The organism is Pedobacter kyungheensis (assembly GCF_000812965.1).
Classification (GTDB): Bacteria; Bacteroidota; Bacteroidia; order Sphingobacteriales; family Sphingobacteriaceae; genus Pedobacter; species Pedobacter kyungheensis.
In genome coordinates this window covers 132611-151110 of sequence record NZ_JSYN01000023.1, presented here as the reverse complement: position 1 = coordinate 151110, position 18500 = coordinate 132611, and the positions used below count along the sequence as shown (strand labels likewise).

The 18500-nt window shown below is 39.9% G+C and carries 17 protein-coding genes; 8 read left to right on the top strand and 9 right to left on the bottom strand.

The annotated features are described in order from the left end of the window. Positions 1-14: 14 nt before the first annotated feature. From OC25_RS18680 to hemF, 4 genes are all read left to right on the top strand, one after another. Positions 15-323 (top strand): hypothetical protein, encoded by a 309-nt coding sequence (locus OC25_RS18680; RefSeq protein WP_039479169.1) that lies wholly within the window; start codon positions 15-17, stop codon positions 321-323. Between the two features lie 117 nt (positions 324-440). After that, the gene (locus tag OC25_RS18675) at positions 441-635 is read left to right on the top strand and encodes a hypothetical protein (RefSeq protein ID WP_039479166.1); all 195 of its coding nucleotides are present in this window, start codon (positions 441-443) and stop codon (positions 633-635) included. 104 nt (positions 636-739) lie between these two features. After that, positions 740-1972, top strand: a complete 1233-nt coding sequence (locus tag OC25_RS18670; RefSeq protein ID WP_039479163.1) for an MFS transporter — start codon at positions 740-742, stop codon at positions 1970-1972. 86 nt (positions 1973-2058) lie between these two features. After that, positions 2059-2973, top strand: coding sequence for an oxygen-dependent coproporphyrinogen oxidase (gene hemF / locus OC25_RS18665; protein WP_425339072.1), 915 nt, complete (start codon positions 2059-2061; stop codon positions 2971-2973). Positions 2974-3041: 68 nt separating this feature from the next. Here the strand turns inward: hemF and OC25_RS18660 are convergent, their stop codons facing one another. The 7 genes from OC25_RS18660 to gyrA form a co-directional block, all read right to left on the bottom strand. Then, a complete protein-coding gene (locus OC25_RS18660; protein WP_039479160.1) occupies positions 3042-3740 on the bottom strand; it encodes an endonuclease V in 699 nt (232 codons plus the stop codon). Between the two features lie 35 nt (positions 3741-3775). Continuing rightward, positions 3776-4237, bottom strand: coding sequence for a DUF1569 domain-containing protein (locus tag OC25_RS18655; protein WP_039479157.1), 462 nt, complete (start codon positions 4235-4237; stop codon positions 3776-3778). After that, positions 4221-4655 carry a VOC family protein gene (locus tag OC25_RS18650; RefSeq protein WP_039479155.1) on the bottom strand — a complete coding sequence of 145 codons (435 nt, stop codon included), beginning with the start codon at positions 4653-4655 and terminating at the stop codon, positions 4221-4223. Before OC25_RS18650 ends, OC25_RS18655 begins: the two co-directional genes overlap by 17 nt. Positions 4656-4700: 45 nt before the next feature. Beyond that, on the bottom strand, positions 4701-5162 hold the full coding sequence (locus tag OC25_RS18645) for a helix-turn-helix domain-containing protein (RefSeq protein WP_039479153.1): 462 nt from the start codon (positions 5160-5162) through the stop codon (positions 4701-4703). Positions 5163-5376: 214 nt separating this feature from the next. Continuing rightward, the gene (locus OC25_RS18640; RefSeq protein ID WP_039479150.1) at positions 5377-6522 is read right to left on the bottom strand and encodes a tetratricopeptide repeat protein; all 1146 of its coding nucleotides are present in this window, start codon (positions 6520-6522) and stop codon (positions 5377-5379) included. Positions 6523-6621: 99 nt separating this feature from the next. Next, complete coding sequence (locus OC25_RS18635) at positions 6622-7710, bottom strand: tetratricopeptide repeat protein (protein ID WP_039479146.1); 1089 nt, start codon at positions 7708-7710, stop codon at positions 6622-6624. Positions 7711-7736: 26 nt separating this feature from the next. Beyond that, positions 7737-10325, bottom strand: a complete 2589-nt coding sequence (gyrA, locus tag OC25_RS18630; protein WP_039479145.1) for a DNA gyrase subunit A — start codon at positions 10323-10325, stop codon at positions 7737-7739. A gap of 422 nt (positions 10326-10747) precedes the next feature. Between gyrA and OC25_RS18625 the strand changes: the two genes are divergently transcribed. Beyond that, positions 10748-11959, top strand: a complete 1212-nt coding sequence (locus tag OC25_RS18625; protein WP_039479144.1) for a TCR/Tet family MFS transporter — start codon at positions 10748-10750, stop codon at positions 11957-11959. A gap of 179 nt (positions 11960-12138) precedes the next feature. Here the strand turns inward: OC25_RS18625 and OC25_RS18620 are convergent, their stop codons facing one another. Then, positions 12139-13491: a PhoH family protein gene (locus tag OC25_RS18620; protein WP_039479142.1), complete on the bottom strand. Its 1353-nt coding sequence runs from the start codon at positions 13489-13491 to the stop codon at positions 12139-12141. 553 nt (positions 13492-14044) lie between these two features. Between OC25_RS18620 and OC25_RS18610 the strand changes: the two genes are divergently transcribed. The 3 genes from OC25_RS18610 (at position 14045) to araA (ending at position 18074) form a co-directional block, all read left to right on the top strand. Continuing rightward, positions 14045-15754 carry a ribulokinase gene (locus OC25_RS18610; protein ID WP_039479140.1) on the top strand — a complete coding sequence of 570 codons (1710 nt, stop codon included), beginning with the start codon at positions 14045-14047 and terminating at the stop codon, positions 15752-15754. Continuing rightward, positions 15741-16442 carry an L-ribulose-5-phosphate 4-epimerase gene (locus OC25_RS18605; protein ID WP_039479137.1) on the top strand — a complete coding sequence of 234 codons (702 nt, stop codon included), beginning with the start codon at positions 15741-15743 and terminating at the stop codon, positions 16440-16442. Before OC25_RS18610 ends, OC25_RS18605 begins: the two co-directional genes overlap by 14 nt. 138 nt (positions 16443-16580) lie before the next feature. Then, a complete protein-coding gene (gene araA / locus OC25_RS18600) occupies positions 16581-18074 on the top strand; it encodes an L-arabinose isomerase (RefSeq protein WP_039479136.1) in 1494 nt (497 codons plus the stop codon). Positions 18075-18241: 167 nt separating this feature from the next. On the opposite strand, the gene OC25_RS18595 is transcribed toward araA, so the two are convergent. Continuing rightward, a complete protein-coding gene (locus OC25_RS18595) occupies positions 18242-18499 on the bottom strand; it encodes a virulence protein (RefSeq protein WP_280740796.1) in 258 nt (85 codons plus the stop codon). Position 18500: the final 1 nt, after the last annotated feature.

The following is an 18500-nucleotide window of genomic DNA, read 5'->3' as shown; positions in this document are numbered from 1 at the left end:
CCGTAAATTAGGTTATGCATGTATACGATACCATTACTGCCGCTTTAAGCGACTTAGACCACCGGGGCTATACCCTGGATTTTAATTTAACCGCTGTTGGACTGGAATGCAAACAGATCAATCTGTTCCTGAGGCCAGAGGAGTTTGAAATTGAGGAAGTTTATCGTTTTGAAGGTATGACTGATCCGGCTGATAGTTCGGTGGTATATGCCATTTCATCGAATAACGGAAATTTGAAAGGTGTTTTGGTCGATGGCTATGGCGTTTATGCCGAAAATGTTTCGCCAGAATTATTGAATAAGCTTAAAATACATCAGGGGTAATTTTGGTTTTAGCGATTGATAATCAATTGGCTAGCCTAAAACTATACATTTGCTGGTAAAGAAAATTAAAACCAAATGATTATAAGGTTGTTAGAAGGATAGATAACAATAAAAACTATGAAAAAAACAATCTTAAGTCTTGCTTTTGCTGGTTCTTTGATAATAGCCACTTCAGCATGCAATTCGTCTAAAAATATGGCTGGTTCTTCAGACAGTACCAAGATGGATTCTACCAAAGTGATGGATACAACTCAGAAAATGACCGACACGACCAAAAAAATGCCTGATACCACAAAACAAATGCTTCATTAAGCAGATTACAAGCCACACCAAACCAGGTGTGGCTTTTATTTTAAAATCTATTTTAATTTATTTGTGTTAATGCGTACTTTCAGCGATTAAACCCAAATATTTAAATGGACCAGCAAGCCCAAACCAACAAACGTAATGTAACCTTCTTAGTCATTGTAGCCGCTCTGGGCTATTTCGTTGACATTTATGACCTGGTATTGTTTTCGGTAGTAAGGATTAAAAGTTTTACCGAAATTGGTATTTCAGCCGAGCACATGCGTACGGAAGGAGAATATGTAATCAATATGCAGATGTTTGGTTTACTGCTGGGTGGTTTGCTATGGGGGATTATTGGCGATAAATTTGGTCGCATTAAGGTACTTTTCGGCTCTATATTGATGTATTCGCTGGCGAACATTGCAAATGGTTTCGCTAACGATGTGCATACTTATGCCATTATCAGGTTTATAGCCGGAATTGGTTTGGCCGGCGAGCTTGGTGCGGGGATTACTCTCGTTACTGAAACCATGGACAAAGAAAAACGTGGTTACGGAACTATGGTTGTAGCAGGAATAGGCTTGCTGGGCGCTGCAGCTGCTGCTACTATTGGGAAACATTTTACCTGGCAAACCTCGTATTTTGTAGGTGGTGGAATGGGATTATTACTGTTACTTTTACGCGTTGGTACCTTCGAATCGGGGATGTTTAAGAATGCCGAGCAGGATAAAGCGGTCTCAAAAGGTAACTTTTTCATGCTTTTTTCTGATCGCAAACGCTTTTTAAAATACCTGGCTTGTATTTGCCTTGGGCTACCGCTTTGGTTTATTGTCGGCATTCTGGTTACTCAATCGCCTGAAATAGGTAAAGCTTTAGGCACAAAAGAATTGTTAAATCCTGGTACTGGAATTATGTATACTTATTTCGGTATCGCCATTGGCGATGTGGTATGCGGCGTTTTAGCACAAGTTTTAAGGTCGCGTAAGAAAACCGTGCTTATTTTTCAGGGTTTATCGGTAATTACGGTTATTATTTACCTCACCAGTACAGGTTTAACCGAAAGCAATTTTATTCTTATTTGTTTGTTTATGGGCTTTGCTGTAGGCTATTGGGCCACCTTTGTAACTATCGCGGCCGAGCAGTTTGGTACCAATATCCGTTCAACTGTTACTACAACTGCGCCTAACTTTGTACGCGGCGCTTTAATTCCGATAACCTTTGTATTTGAATTGTTTGTGCACCGCTACGATATCGTTTCTGCAGCTTTTATTGTAATGGGTATATTAACAGTTATCGCTATGCTTTCTGTAGCTTCTTTAAAAGAAAGTTTTAATAAAGATCTGAACTATCTGGAGCAATAAATCTGGCTGGTTTCATCAGTCAATGTCAATAAAATGTACTATCTAAACATAAATCAGCAGAGCTATTTGAATAGCCTTAAATTTGTATGGAAATAGAAAAAGCCATCATGTTGAAAGAAGAAGTAGCAGCGCGTTATAAGCAAATCCAGAATGAGATTTGCCGTGGATTGGAAATTGCCGATGGCAAAGGAAAGTTTGAAGAGGAGCTTTGGGAGCGAAACGGTGGGGGAGGCGGACGTACCCGGATTATGCAAAATGGTGCAATAATTGAAAAGGGGGGCGTAAATTTTTCGGCTGTACACGGTAAATTACCTGAGGCGGTTAAAAAAGCTTTCAACGTAACAGAAGATGATTTTTTTGCAACTGGCGTTTCTATTGTAATCCACCCGAATCATCCCTTGGTGCCCATCATCCACATGAATATCCGTTATTTCGAACTGAACGAAACCACGCGCTGGTTTGGTGGTGGTATTGATTTAACGCCGCATTATGTTTTCGAAAATGATGCCCGGTTTTTTCACCATAAACTGAAAAAGGCTTGCGACGAATTTAGCCCGGATTTTTATCCAAAGTTTAAAACGCATGCCGACGATTATTTCTACATTAAACACCGCGAAGAAACCCGTGGCATTGGTGGTATTTTTTACGATCGTTTAAAACCTGAAAATACTAATTTAAGCTGGGAACAGATTTTAGATTTCTCGATTAATGTTGGCGAAACTTTCTTACCCATTTATACCGAACTGATTGACCGCAATCGCGATAAAGCATTTACTGAACAACATAAAGAATGGCAATACCAGCGCCGGAGCCGTTATGTAGAATTTAACCTCGTTTATGATTCAGGAACAAAATTTGGCCTGGAAACCAATGGTCGTATCGAATCTATTTTAATGAGCTTACCGCCGCAGGCCAATTGGGGTTACAATGTACATCCAGCTGTTGATACTGAAGAATACGAAACTTTGCAATTGCTGAAAAAAGGAATCAACTGGGTGTAGTATAATAGATAAGCGATGCAATCGCTTCTTTCGGTCATCCGCGTTACAAACGCGGACGATTTCTGTAATTAAAACAGGGTCAAATCTGGTGAAACTTCATGAAAACCAGCTTTAAGTTTACCTGTTCTAAAATCGTTCACAATATTATGCGCCTGGCGTGTGGGCTCCGGAATGCGGTAGTTGCCAATGCAATTTTTTATCACTTCGAGGCTTTGCCGCTGCGTAGTTAAATGTCCTGCCGATACATAAACTGGTGCACAATTATTTTTGGTACGCAGTGCAAAACCGAGTGTTTCGCCATGGCTTTTAATTTCCGTGGTGCTGAATTTAAGTGGTGCCGGCAAATGATTTTCTCCATACAAAAGGCTTTTGGCACAGCCAATTGTTGCCTGATTGGCCAAAATACCAAAATGTGAAGCTACGCCCATGCGTCTGGGATGTAGAATCCCATTTCCATCCAATACCACCACATCCGGTTTGTTTTTAATCAGCTCCCAGACTTTCAATAAAGCCGGCACTTCTTTAAAACCTAAAAAACCGGGCTTGTAGGGGAAATTAGTTTCGTAAGTAGCTAATGCGAAGGACTTTAAAACCATAGCCGGATAAGTGAGTATTACAATGGTTGCGTACATCGTTGTACTGTATTTATTAAATGAAATATCGGCACCGGCAATGGTTTCAATCTGATCAATCTGCTCAAACCTGAGTTGTTTGGCCAGTTCAATCTGGTAAGCAGTGGCATCCTGAAAACTATAATGATCGTACATGCTAAAAATACAAGCGGCAATTACAATTGTTTTATTTATACGCCAAATTGCCTTAGGTGATGATCGAAATGTTTGTAGGCAAAAGTACCAATTTGCGTTTTAGACATTTTACCGAAAAAATCGTGTACAAAACCAGGGTTAGAAAAGTATTCATAGTCAGCTATCAGTTGTATCCATTTTATTTTCTGCGCTTCTACATCACCATCAATTTCCTTAATGGTAAAAGCTTTCCCGGCTGGCATATTTTTTCCAATTGGTTTATCATTTTTGGTATTACTTTTTAAAGCCCATTTACCAAAAATCTTTCCGATAAAATCTTGCTTATAAGTATAATCCGCATAATCTTCTTTTCCTAAAACCCAGTTATTCCAACGATTACAATGTTTCGTCATCTGGTAAACATTCATTTTTCCCCATTCAGCCTTACTTTCTGACGATAATTTACCGATTCGGTTAGTAAGCTCATTTCTTACCGTTTGATCAAATATTGTTTTCATTGCCGAAGTTATTTAAGGGTTGTAGCGAAAAGTAATTACCAGAATCGTCTTTAAACAAGGCTTCAGTGCCATAAAACTCTTTTGATGGCGGTTTTATAAATTCGACGCCTTTAGCAACAAGCTCTTCGTAAGTAGCAAAAATATCGTTACAGGTAAGCACCCCACAGCCGAAAATCCCTTGTTTAATCAGCGAAATCAAGGTTTCAGCGGTTTCTTTTGGGAACATTTTACTCACTTTTACCGGAAACAGCACAAGTTGCAAATCAGGCTGATCAGGAGGGGAGACGGTAAGCCATCTGGTATCGGGGCCCATCGGAATATCATCAACAAGATTGAAACCTAATTTATTAACGTAAAAATCGTAGGCGCTATTCTGGTCAATTACATGGATATTGGTAACGGTCATTTTGGTAATCATTGTCTTTCGTTTTAAGTTTAATGTTAGACAAAGATAACCGTCATTTTAAAGGTCGGTTTCTTCAAAATTGCTATTTTCAGACCACCCGTGCTGGTAAGCGTAACAACCTGGTATAAAAGCCAATGGTGTTTTAGCAGCTAAAGCTTTATTTTGTTTGTGTATTGCTGCGTATGTTGATGCTGACTGGCCAACCATGCGTTTGAATAAACCGCTAAATGAACTTAAACTATCAAAACCCACTAAAAAACAAACTTCCGATACAGATTCACCATTTTTGAGTAATTTCTTGGCATTCTCAATGCGGACGGCTTTTAAATACTGATGCGGCGTTTTTCCGTAAACATTTTTAAAGAGCCTGATGAAATGGAATTTAGAAAAAAAAGCTTCGTCAGAAATATTATCCAAATCGATATGCTTAGCGTAATTGCTGTCGATAAATAATTTTGACTGTACAATTCGGCGATACAAATAAATTTTTGGATAAGTAAATTCCTGCTTGCTGCTCATAAAATTTGGTTTTGGTAGAATGCTGTATAGCTAATGTAGTGTAATCTGATAAATAAAGCAATGAAACCAGTAAACAGCCTGTAAAGCCAGAATAATGTTTCAGTCTTATAATTAATATTATGTTAAGTTATATTTTAACAACACTAGCCTACCCGCTGTAATCGGCTCAAAAATCAGTTAAAAAACGTATAATGAATTAGATCAATATCGCAGCTTATAATTCCTGAAGCTTGCGGCTAAGCTCCTGAACTTTATCTGTAGCTTTTTTACGGGTGTAAATATCAAGCAACAGCTGAACAGTTTTTTTGTCGTTCGGATTAATTTCGTTAGCCCGTTGTAAAGCAAACTGCGCGCGGTTAATTAAGCCATTGTATTTACTGGCTTTATCTGCGTCGTTCTTTTTTAATGTTTCGTTTGCAGTATTGATATATGCAAGGCTTAGCTGGTACAAAGCGTCGAAATAATTCTGGTCTGTTGCCAGGGCTTTATCATAAGCTAAAATCGCTGTAGAATTGTTGCCGCCAACCTGTTGTAAATAACCGTACAGAAAATAAAGCAGCTTACTACCCTTTTCAACTTGTAAGTTTCTTTCAATCAGCGTGGTAGCTTTGCTGTAATTTTCGGTATCCAGCAGAAGATTAATGTAATCGTTTGTTAAAAAACGGTTAAAGGGATTTAATACCAATCCTTCTTCCAGTGTTTTAATGGCTGTTTCGTAATCAGATTTTACCACATACATTTGAGCCATTTTTTGATAAACCGATGGATTTTTAATGCCGTTTTCTTTAGCGCGTTTAAAATAATTTAAAGATTCATCGTATGATTGGATGTTTAAAGCGCAAATTGCGGTATTTAACGCCAATGTGGTATCGGCAGGAAATTTATTGCTCACCTCCTTTAAGTCGGCAAAAGCTTCTTTAAATTCGTTGTTAAAAAAAGCTTCGTTGGCTTTATCTTGTTTTTTGATGAGGATATTGTGGTCAGAGGCTTTAATCAGGCCTGAATTATCATTGTAGCGATCAAGCGATTTTGCTTTGGCTACTGCCTCAATCGCGGTATCGTAATATTTATTCGAGTTGCCCTGGTCGGTATCAATTATTGCGGCAAACGATGTTAAATATGATTTTATCGACCAGGTTTCGGTCCAGTTTTTGGTTTTAGTGTCTTTCTCGGCCGATTCGATTGATTTTAAACCATCGTTAATGATTGCCAGTTGTTTCTTTTGGTCTTCTTTATTGGCAATTGAAGCCTGCAATTTACCAACCGAATTTCTTGCGATCAGGATTTGGCTTTTTTGAGCTACTGCGTTAAAAGAGACTAAACTTAAAGCGATCAATGATATTTTAAAGCAATTCTGCATAGGATAAAGAAATGAGTAAAACTATAATAAACCATAAAAATAGACATAAAAAAAAGAGCCCCGAAATTTCAGGGCTCTTTTTTTAAAACACGGTGTAAATTATTGTTTAGGCAGTGCGTCTAAACGTTTTTTAATCTCGTCGTAATTTTTAGTATCATTTCTGAAAGCATAAATGGTTTTTAAGGTCTCTAATGCACCTGCATTTTTGCTGTCAATTTCTAATGCTTTTTTGTAAAAAGGAAGCGATTTATCTAACAAAGCGTTCATTTTAGCGGTTACTTCATTAAATTCTTTTACTTTTTTCTGGTCAATTTTATTTCTTTCGCCTTGCAATTTTAAAGCCTGGCTGAAATAAATGTTACCTAATAAAACCTGATAGTTTGCATTGTTTGGTTCTTTAGTTGCTAAAGCCACTAACATTTGCTCAGATTTTGCAGCATCACCCCTATCGATATAAATCTGGGTTTCAGTTTTAATCCAGTCTGTATTGTCAGGGAATTTTGCAGTTGCTTCTTTAATTAATGCCAAAGCAGCAGTAGTATCTTTCTGTTTCGCTAAAACAGTTGTAATAATTTCATTATACAAATCTTTAGATTGTGGTGAATTTAAAGCAATTACCTTTTTAAATTGAGTAATCATACCAGGATAATCTTCAATCGTTCTGGCAGCAATACCTGCATTTAGGTACATTGAAGTATCCTGAGGATTAATTTCTGTAGCCTGAACAAATTTCTGATAAGCTGTTTTGTAATCTTTTTTGTTGTAAGCAATAACACCACCGTTTCTAACAGCATTAATTACATTGGTTTCAGCTAAATTGATATTGTCTTTTTCAGCCCCTTTTGTATCCAGTTTTTTAGCTTCAACAAGGGCTTCACGGGCAATTTTTAAGTTTGCATCGGCATTTGCTGTGCTTACAGAGTCTAAAATCGCAGCAGAAGATGCGAAAAGTGCACGGTAAGACCATGCTTCGGGCATTACTTTAGATTTTTCGTCAGCAATGGCTTTGTCGGTGTGAGCCAGGCCTTTTGCTAAAGCTTCTAATTTTTTGGCTAGTGGAGTTGAAGCGTTAGACGAGGTAAGCTGGAATAAGCCCCAATCGTTTCTTGCTGCTGAAACTTCGCTTTTCTGAGCAAAAGCAGCGCTTACTGCACCTGCCAGAAATATACTTAGAAATACTCTTTTCATAATTTTTATTCTGATCTTAATTTTAGTTATTTTTCTTCTTCCGTTTCGTTATCTGAATCATCATCTTCGTCAGCATCATCAGTTTCTGGTGTGGTATCGGCCTCTAATTCTTCGCCGTCAACTACAACACTATCTAAATCTACTGTTTCTTCTTCATCTTCCTCGTGGTCGATTTTTGTTACCGATGCAATTTCATCATCACCTTTCAAAGAGATTAAGCGTACACCTTGTGTTGCACGTCCCATCACCCTTAAAGCAGAAACCGGAATCCGGATTACAATGCCCGAACGGTTAATGATCATCAAATCTTCGCTATCAGTAACGTCTTTAATCGAAACTAATTGTCCGGTTTTTTCGGTCACGTTAATGGTTTTTACCCCTTTACCACCACGGTTGGTTACACGGTAATCTTCAATATCGGTACGTTTTCCATAACCTTTTTCTGATACTACTAACACCGTAACTTCAGGATTGTTTACAGCAATCATGCCAACTACTTCATCCTGGTCGTGCGCCAGCCTTACACCGCGTACACCGGTAGCAGTTCTACCCATCGGACGAACAGTTTTTTCGTTGAAACGGATGGCCCTGCCTGAGCGTAAAGCCATTACAATTTCGCTTTCGCCATTGGTTAAACAAGCTTCCAGTAAAATATCACCTTCGTTAATGTTGATGGCGTTGATACCATTTACACGCGGGCGTGAATAAGCCTCAAGAGAAGTTTTCTTAATGGTACCTTTTTTGGTACACATAATGATAAAGTTGTTCTCTAAATACTCCTGATCTTTCAGGTTTTTAACTTTAATGTAAGCTTTAATTTTCTCCTCTTTCGGGATATTGATGATATTCTGGATCGCCCTTCCTTTGCTGGTACGCGAACCTTCCGGAATTTCGTAAACCCTTAACCAGAAACATCTTCCGGCTTCGGTAAAGAATAACATGTAGTTGTGGTTTGTAGCCACCAACATGTGCTCAATAAAGTCTTCGTTACGTGAAGTACTGCCTTTAGAACCTTTTCCACCTCTACCCTGTGCTTTGAACTCGGTTGCAGGTGTACGTTTAACATAGCCTTCGTGCGAGATGGTAATCACTACCTCTTCATCATCGATGAAATCTTCCATGCTCATGTCTTCTGCAGAGTGAACAATGGTTGTTTTACGCTCATCGCCAAATTTCTGTTTTACTTCTTCCAGCTCGTCTTTAATGATTTTCATCCTTAAGCCTTCGTCAGCCAAAACAGATTTTAAATATTCGATGGTTTTCATCAGTTCAGCATATTCCTCTTTAATCTTATCACGCTCTAGTCCTGTTAAACGACGTAAAGTCATATCGAGGATCGCACGTGCCTGAAGATCGCTCAGACCGAATTTTTCCATCAAGCCAAGGCGGGCATCCTCAGGAGTTTCTGAGGCACGGATTAATTTAATTACTTCATCTAAATGATCTAAAGCAATTAAATAACCTTCTAAAATGTGTGCGCGTTTTTCGGCTTCGGCCAATTCGTATTTGGTACGGCGAACAATAACATCATGGCGGTGATCTACGAAATGCACAATTAAATCTTTAAGATTTAGCATTTGCGGACGGCCTTTTACCAATGCGATATTATTTACACTGAAAGATGTTTGTAAGGCAGTATACTTATATAAGTTATTTAAAACGATAGAGGCATTGGCATCGCGTTTAATTTCGTACACGATACGGATACCATCTTTATTCGATTCGTCTTTGATATTAGAAATACCTTCCAGTTTTTTCTCGCCAACCAATTCAGCAGTACGCTCAATCATCTGGGCTTTATTTACCTGATATGGAATTTCAGTTACGATAATAACCTCGCGGTCTTTAATGCTTTCAATTTCGGCTTTGGCACGCATTACAATACGGCCACGACCAGTTTCAAAAGCTTCTTTAACACCGGTGTAACCGTAAATGATACCGCCTGTAGGGAAATCAGGAGCTTTTACAAACTTCATCAGTTCCTCAACGGTAATTTCGCGGTTATCGATATAGTTAATTACACCATCAATGGCCTCTGTTAAGTTATGTGGCGCCATGTTGGTAGCCATACCTACCGCAATACCACTTGATCCGTTAACCAAAAGGTTCGGGATTTTTGAAGGTAAAACAGTTGGTTCCTGCTCGGTATCATCGAAGTTTAGCTGAAAATCAACAGTATCTTTGTTGATGTCGGCAACCATTTCCTCAGCCAGTTTACTAAACCTGGCCTCAGTATAACGCATTGCAGCCGGCGAGTCGCCATCAATGTGGCCAAAGTTTCCTTGTCCATCTACCATCGGGTAACGCAAGCTCCAGTCCTGGGCCATACGTACCATGGTAAAATATACAGATGCATCACCATGCGGGTGGTATTTACCCAAAACCTCACCCACAATACGGGCAGATTTTTTATAAGGTTTACCGCTGGTTACACCTAAGCCCAGCATACCGTATAAAACACGGCGGTGTACTGGTTTTAATCCATCGCGTACATCAGGCAAAGCCCTCGATACGATTACCGACATTGAATAATCAATGTAGGCCGATTTCATCTGCTCTTCTATATTAATTGGAATGATTTTGTCGTTCTGCTGATTCTCTAAATCTTCTGCCATAAATTATTATTCTCGTTATTTAAAACGATGTTTAAAAAGGTATTGTTATAACCTTGCGAATTTAACAAAATTATGCCGAAATAAGGCATTGTGGAAAAGTTTTGACTATTGTTATAGGTTTTGAGTCTCGCTGCTGTTTTTAATTCGCTGTAGGCTGGTTTAACGCATTTTGTTATAGGACAAAAACAGAAGATGCTTATTTTTAGGAAATTCAGGGTTCCGTGTTAATGGAGGGCTGCCGTCCTGCTATCGCTACAAGTCCTCGCTCCTGCGTCGCTGTGGGCTTTTCGCTTTATCAGGTTTATAAACAAGCGTTCGTGATCAGGCATTTCGGCTAAAAAACCTTTAAGCTATGTAGAGAACTTAAATTGAGTTTATGCCTTAATTCTGATACTTTTGCGCATCAACCTTATATACGTACTATGGCAAACGAAAAGAAATCGGCAATGAGTTTTATTATGGTTACCCTCCTGATTGATTTTACCGGGTTTGGGATCATTATTCCGGTTTTACCCAAACTGATACAGGATTTTACAGGCGGTGGTTTTGGTTTAGCTGCCGAGTACGGTGGTTGGCTTACCCTGGCTTATGCATCGGTACAGTTTATATTTTCGCCCATCATTGGTGCCATGAGCGATCGTTATGGCCGTCGGCCAGTGTTGTTAAGTTCGCTTTTTGGTTTGGGGATTGATTATATTTTTCTGGCCTTCGCCCCTTCTATTATATGGTTATTTGTAGGCAGGATTATTGCCGGAATTACGGGGGCTAGTTTTACTACGGCCCAGGCCTATATTGCCGATATTTCAGCACCCGAAAAGCGGGCGCAGAACTTCGGTTTGGTTGGTGCAGCTTTTGGAGTAGGTTTTATTTTAGGACCTGTACTGGGTGGCGCCTTCAGTCATTTTGGTACGCGCGTTCCTTTTATGGTGGCAGCCGGTTTATCTTTAATTAACTGGCTGTATGGTTATTTCATTTTGCCTGAATCGTTACCTGCTGAAAAACGCCGGGCTTTTGATTGGAAAAGAGCCAATCCCATCGGTTCGTTACGCAGTATTGGCAAATATCCGGCCTTAATGGGCTTAATGGTTACTTTATTTTTATTGTATTTCTCAAGTCACTCGGTACAAAGCAACTGGACCTTTTATACCATGGAGAAATTTAACTGGGATGCATCCTGGGTGGGTTATTCGCTGGGTTTTGTGGGTTTGGTAATCGGTGTTGTGCAAGGTGGCTTAATCAGGATTATTCTGCCTAAGATTGGCGAAAAGAAAGCGGTATATTTTGGCTTAATGCTGTACGTGATTGGTTTCGTGGCCTTCGCCTTTGCAACAAAGGGCTGGATGATGTTTGCTTTCATGTTGCCATATGGTTTGGCCGGTATTGGTGGACCAGCCATGCAGGGTTTAATTTCAAATCAGATCCCGGCGAATGCGCAGGGCGAAATGCAGGGTGTTTTAACCGGTTTGCAAAGTTTGGCTGCCATATTTGCACCATGGGTAATGACCCATATTTTTGCTTATTTTATTGAAGGAAAAGCGCCGGTTTATTTTCCTGGTGCGCCGTTTATATTGAGCGCGGTTTTAACTTTAATTGGCTTGTTAATTGCCTTCAGATCGTTGAAGAAATACCATTAGTACAATTTTATTTGTTTCCCGCGGATTAAAAATACATTTTATCTGCGTGCTCTGCGAAATCAGCGGGAGGTGAATTAGATTTGCACTTTATAGTTTGCCCGCAGATTTAAGAAGATTAACGCAGACTAAAAATACATTTATCTGCGTGCTCTGCGCTATCAGCGGGAAATATTAAACACTTATAACAACTCGTTTGCCAGGTTGGCCAGTTCACTTCTTTCGCCTTTATGCAATGTAATGTGTGCATATAGCGGATGGTTTTTGGCATTTTCAATAAGGTACGATAAGCCATTACTTTCCGAATCCAGATAAGGCGTATCAATCTGGTAGATATCGCCGGTAAAAATAATTTTGGTGTGCTCTCCTGCCCTCGAAATGATGGTTTTTACCTCGTGTGGGGTTAAATTCTGTGCTTCGTCTATAATAAAGAAAATTTTGGTTAAAGTTCTGCCACGGATAAAAGCCAAAGGTGCGATGGCTATCTTTTCGGTTGTAATCAGCTCATCAATCTTTTCAGTCATTTTATCATCACCAATAAATTGCTCTTTAATAAACCGGAGGTTATCCCAAATCGGTGCCATAAAAGGATCTGTTTTGGATTTGGCATCACCCGGTAAAAAACCAATATCTTTATTGCTTAATGATACGATAGGCCGGGTGACATAAATCTGCCTGAAATTTTTGCGTTGTTCCAAAGCACTTGCCAGCGCCAATAATGTTTTTCCCGTACCGGCATTACCTTGTATACTTACGAGTTTAATGTTCGGATCGAGCAGTGCATGTATAGCAAAAGCCTGTTCTATATTTTTAGGTTTGATTTTAAAAACCGGGTTAGTAGAAACAGCCGAAATGGTTTTTAAACTTTCATTGTAAAAAACACTGGCACTCTTCCGTTTATTTTTTAAAATGTAAAAATGGTTGGCATTTTTTTGCGGTAACCCGATGTCGTTGGCCGCTAAAAAGGGTTCTTGTTTTACGGCTTCAATAATTTCGGGCGAAAAATCATGCAGTTCGGTTTTACCGGCATAGAGTTCATCTACATTTTTAATTTTTCCGGTTTCGTAGTCCTCAGCATTTAACGAGAGCGCTTTGGCTTTTAATCTCAAGCAGATGTCTTTTGATACCAGCACCACACGTTTATCGGGGTATTCGGCTTTTAAACTTAAGGCTGCATTTAAAATCTTATGGTCGGTTTTCCCTTTGCCGTAAACTTCTTCTGCATTTACAGCCAGTGGATTTTCATTCAGGATTACCTTAAACTTACCCGAATTGGCCTTTTTCAGCGGTGTCCAGTCGCTGATCAATTTTTGTTTTGCCGTTTCATCTATCAGGCGGATAAAGCTTCTGGCTTCAAAGTTACGGGTATCATTTCCGCTTTTAAAATTGTCGAGCTCTTCGAGCACCTGAATGGGAATGGCTACATCGTGTTCATGGAAATTGTTAATCGCATCATGATCGTAAAGGATTACGGAGGTATCCAAAACGAAAATCTTCTTTGTTAAACCGGGATCTGCTTTACCTTTTTTGGCCATAAGGTAAATTTAAGGTTTATTGGGCTTAATCTCAAGTTTTGTCAAGAGTAAACGCTTATTAATAGCGTGCACAATGAATTAACGCTAACTGTTTATGGATATTACACGGTATAAAAGATAGCCGATAGCAGAACCTGATAACAATGTGATTGTGCCATTTATGAACCAATATTTTTTAACCCATACTTTAAAAAGAAATATATTTAAAATACTGATCGTAAATGTTCCAATAATAAATATAAAAATTACGCCACTCACAATTACAAAAGGAGCACTTCCGCTTGAACCCGAGTTTGCACTTTGGAGAGGAACAAGTAACATTAAAGTAATACATACCACTATCCATGTTAAATATAAACGAGTAGGATTGATTTTATGATTCTTCATTGGATTTACAAATTCTTTTACTACTTAAACAAATATATAGATTAACGAATTCCTATTGCCTGTTTTGGATATCTTTCTAACCCGCTGAAGATGAATAAAAGATAAAAAACCGATAAAATTTTTTATTTCAAATAAATAAACGTTAATTAGACGATTATTTATTGTTATGAGCACAGCAAACTATGTAATAGGTGTAGATTACGGGACGGATTCTGTTCGTTCGGTTTTAGTCGATACCGCAAATGGAAAAGAAATTTCGGCCTCTGTTTTTCTTTACCCGAGATGGCAGAAAGGTTTATATTGTAAACCGGCCATTAATCAATTCAGACAACACCCACTCGATTATATTGAAGGTTTAGAACACACCATTAAACAGTGTATTGAAAAAGCCGGTGGTGCAGCCATTGCGCCCTTGGTAAAAGGCATCTCGGTTGATACGACGGGTTCAAGTCCGGTGGCAGTTGATGCAACTGGTACTCCCCTGGCCTTAACACCCGGTTTTGAGGAAAACCCCAATGCCATGTTTGTGCTCTGGAAAGACCATACGGCAGTAAAAGAAGCCGCAGAAATTAACGAGCACGCTACCCAATTTAAAACCAACTATTTAAAGTACGTTGGTGGAATTTATTCGTCTGAATGGTTTTGGGCTAAGCTGTTGCGCACTTTAAGGGTAGATCAGTCTATTCGCAATGGTGCTCAATCATGGGTAGAACATTGCGACTGGGTTCCGTTTTTACTTTGTGGTGGTAAAGATGTAGCTACGATGAAAAGAAGCCGTTGTGCCGCCGGGCACAAAGCTTTATGGGCAGAAGAATTTAACGGATTACCTCCTGAAGATTTCTTTAGCAGTCTGGATCCGCTTTTGGCTGGTTTCAGAGATAAATTATTTACAGATACCGATACTTCGGATGTTGCCGCTGGCACCTTATGTGCAGAATGGGCAAACAAACTGGGCTTAAGCACTGATGTGGTAATTGGCGTAGGTGCCTTTGATGCACACATGGGCGCAGTTGGCGGGCAGATAGAACCTTATTATTTAAGTAAAGTAATGGGTACCAGTACCTGCGATATTCTGGTAGCGCCAAACGAAGATTTACACGGTAAACTGATTGGTGGTATTTGCGGACAGGTAAACGGATCAGTAATTCCGGGCATGGCGGGTTTAGAAGCCGGTCAATCGGCTTTTGGGGATGTGTATGCCTGGTTTAAAAACCTAATCAGCTGGCCGCTCAATCATTTGTTGACCGAATCGGCCCTGATAGATGAAGCCACTGCTCTGGCTTTAAAAGAAGAAGTTGAAGCCAAGATCATTGCCAATTTAAGTAAACAGGCAGAAGCATTAGATGATGAAGATTATGCAGAACTGGCTGTAGATTGGTTAAACGGCAGAAGAACACCCGATGCCAACCAGGAACTTAAAGGTGCCATTACCGGTTTAGGTTTGGGTACCGATGCCCCGAGATTTTTCCGCGCATTAGCTGCTGCAACCTGTTTTGGTGCCAAAGCCATTGTAGATCGTTTTAAAGAACAAGGCGTACCGGTAAAAGGAATTATAGGTATTGGTGGTGTGGCTAAAAAATCGGCTTACATTATGCAAATGATGGCCGATGTGTTGGAAATGCCAATCCGCATTCACCGTTTCGAGCACACCTGTGCTTTAGGTGCAGCCATGTTTGCGGCTGTGGCAGCAGGCATTTACCCAAATGTTGAGGCTGCTATGCAAGCCATGGGTACAGGTTTTGAAAAAGAATATAAACCTAATGTGAAAAAGCAAAAGCTTTACCGCAAGCATTACGAGCAATATTTAGGCCTGGGCCGCTACCTCGAAAAATACAATAAGAAAGAAGTAAAACCTTATTATCATGAGCAACTATAAGGATATAAAACAACAGGCTTACGAGGCCAATATGCAGCTGCCCAAGCTGGGGCTGGTATTGTTTACCTTCGGTAATGTAAGTGCTGCCGACCGTGCTAAGGGTGTATTCGCCATTAAGCCGAGCGGTGTGCCTTATGAGGATTTAACACCGGAAAAAATGGTCATCGTAGATTTTGAGGGGAACACCGTAGAAGGTAGCCTTCGCCCCTCTTCAGATACGCAAACACATGCCGTTTTATATAAGCACTGGGAAGATATTGGTGGTGTAGTACATACCCACTCTACTTATGGTACGGCGTGGGCACAGGCGCAAAAAGCCATCCCGATTTTTGGTACTACCCATGCCGACCATTTAACGGTCGATATTCCTTGCGCGCCACCGATGGATGACGCCATGATTAAGGGCAATTACGAATATGAAACGGGTTTCCAGATTATCAATCATTTTCAAAGCCTGGGCTTAAGCTATAAAGAAGTGGAGATGATTTTGGTGGGTAACCATGCACCTTTTACCTGGGGCAAAACAGCAGAGAAAGCCGTTTATAACAGTGCGGTATTGGAAGCGGTGGCACAAATGGCCTTGTTAACACAACAGATTAATCCGCAGGCGCCCAGGTTAAAAGATTCTTTAATTGAGAAACATTATGAGCGTAAGCATGGGGCGGGTGCTTATTATGGACAAAAGTAACAGTTAGCAGTTTTAAGTTGGCAGTTAGGAATCCTTGAACTATCGGTTGGTGTCTCACCGACCGAAAAATAAAAAACCTCACAGGTTTTTAAGACCTGTGAGGTTTGATTGAATAAATTAAAAACAACATAAACAAGAATGATTGATTTAAAGAAATTACAGGTTTGGTTTATAACGGGTACACAACATTTGTACGGCGAAGAAACCTTAAAACAAGTTGCAGCACATGCACAGCAGGTTGCCGATTCGTTGAACCAAAATGAAAATATCTCGGTTTCGGTAGTATACAAACCGATTGTAAAAACCACTGAAGAGATATTTGAAACTTTGCAGCAAGCCAATATTGATGAAAACTGTATCGGGGTAATTACCTGGATGCACACTTTCTCTCCTGCTAAAATGTGGATCAGAGGCCTGAATGTATTGCAAAAACCTTTATTACACTTGCATACGCAGTTTAACCGCGATATTCCATGGAATACTATCGATATGGATTTTATGAACCTGAACCAAAGTGCACACGGCGACCGCGAATTTGGCTTTATGGTTTCGCGTATGCGTAAAGACCGTAAAGTAGTGGTTGGGCATTGGCAAGACGAAGAAGTAGCCAAACAAATTGATACCTGGTGCAGGGCTGCTGCCGGATGGAATGATTGGCAGGGTGCTAAATTTGTGCGTTTTGGCGATAACATGCGCTTCGTAGCAGTTACCGATGGTGATAAGGTTGAAGCGGAAATGAAATTCGGTTTCTCCGTAAATACTTATGGCATTGGTGATTTAGTAGCTGTAATTAATGGAATTGATGAGGATGCTATTCAGACTTTATTGAAAGAATACGAAGCTACTTATGAAATGGCTGATGATTTGAAAGCTGGCGGTGCAAGACACCAATCGGTTTACGATGCAGCAAGAATTGAATTGGGTTTACGTAAGTTTTTGGTTGATGGCGGCTTTAAAGGTTTCTCTGATACTTTTGAAGATTTACACGGGATGATTCAGTTGCCGGGTATTGCAGCACAACGCTTAATGGCAGATGGTTACGGCTTTGCCGGTGAAGGCGACTGGAAAACAGCAGCTTTGGTACGTGCCTGTAAAGTGATGGGCGCTGGCTTACCTGGCGGAAATGCTTTCATGGAAGATTATACCTATCATTTCGACCCTGCAAATGCATTGGTTTTAGGTTCGCACATGCTGGAGGTTGATGCCAGTTTAGCTTCAGGCAAAGCGAGTTTAGAGGTACACCCACTAGGCATTGGTGGTAAGGCCGACCCGGCACGTTTGGTATTTAATGTAGGTGGTGGAGATGCCCTTAATGCTTCGTTAATTGATATGGGCAACCGTTTCCGTTTGCTGGTAAATGAAGTTAAAGCCGTAGAAGCCGAAAATGACCTGCCTAACCTGCCTGTTGCACGCGTACTCTGGAAACCACTTCCGGATATGAAAACAGGTTGTGCAGCATGGATTTATGCAGGTGGAGCACACCATACGGCTTACAGCCAGAATTTAACTACCGAGCATTTATCGGATTTTGCCAATATTGCCGGTTTGGAATACATTAACATTGGCGCCGATACCAAAATCAATCAGTTCAGAAATGAATTGCATTGGAATGAGGTGTTTTATAAAGGTTAAGCTAAACAAGCCCTCAATTATATTGAAAGCCGATAATGATCTAAATTATCGGCTTTTTTATGCGATTGTATTTTTGATTTTGGTTTTGAAGCGATAAAATCGCTGTTCTCAGGCATCCGCGTTGTTCCAAAGGAATCACTTTGTGACAAACGCGGACGATGTTTGTCTTATATTCCTCTCACAATCGCTGTAAAATCAGAGAAGTCTTCAACTTTAAAGGCCCTGATATCTCTCACAGACTTTTTAAACCAATCAATATTAGAAAGTATGTGAATGGCCTTATAAACAGCTGTTAAATTTTCTTCGGTAACATAAGTACTTCCCTGAATCCAATAGAAGCCACTTTTGTTTAAATGGGTTTTTATTTCGGCATAGGCACTATGATACTTCTCTCCATATTCCTTCTTGAGCTCGGATATGGTCATA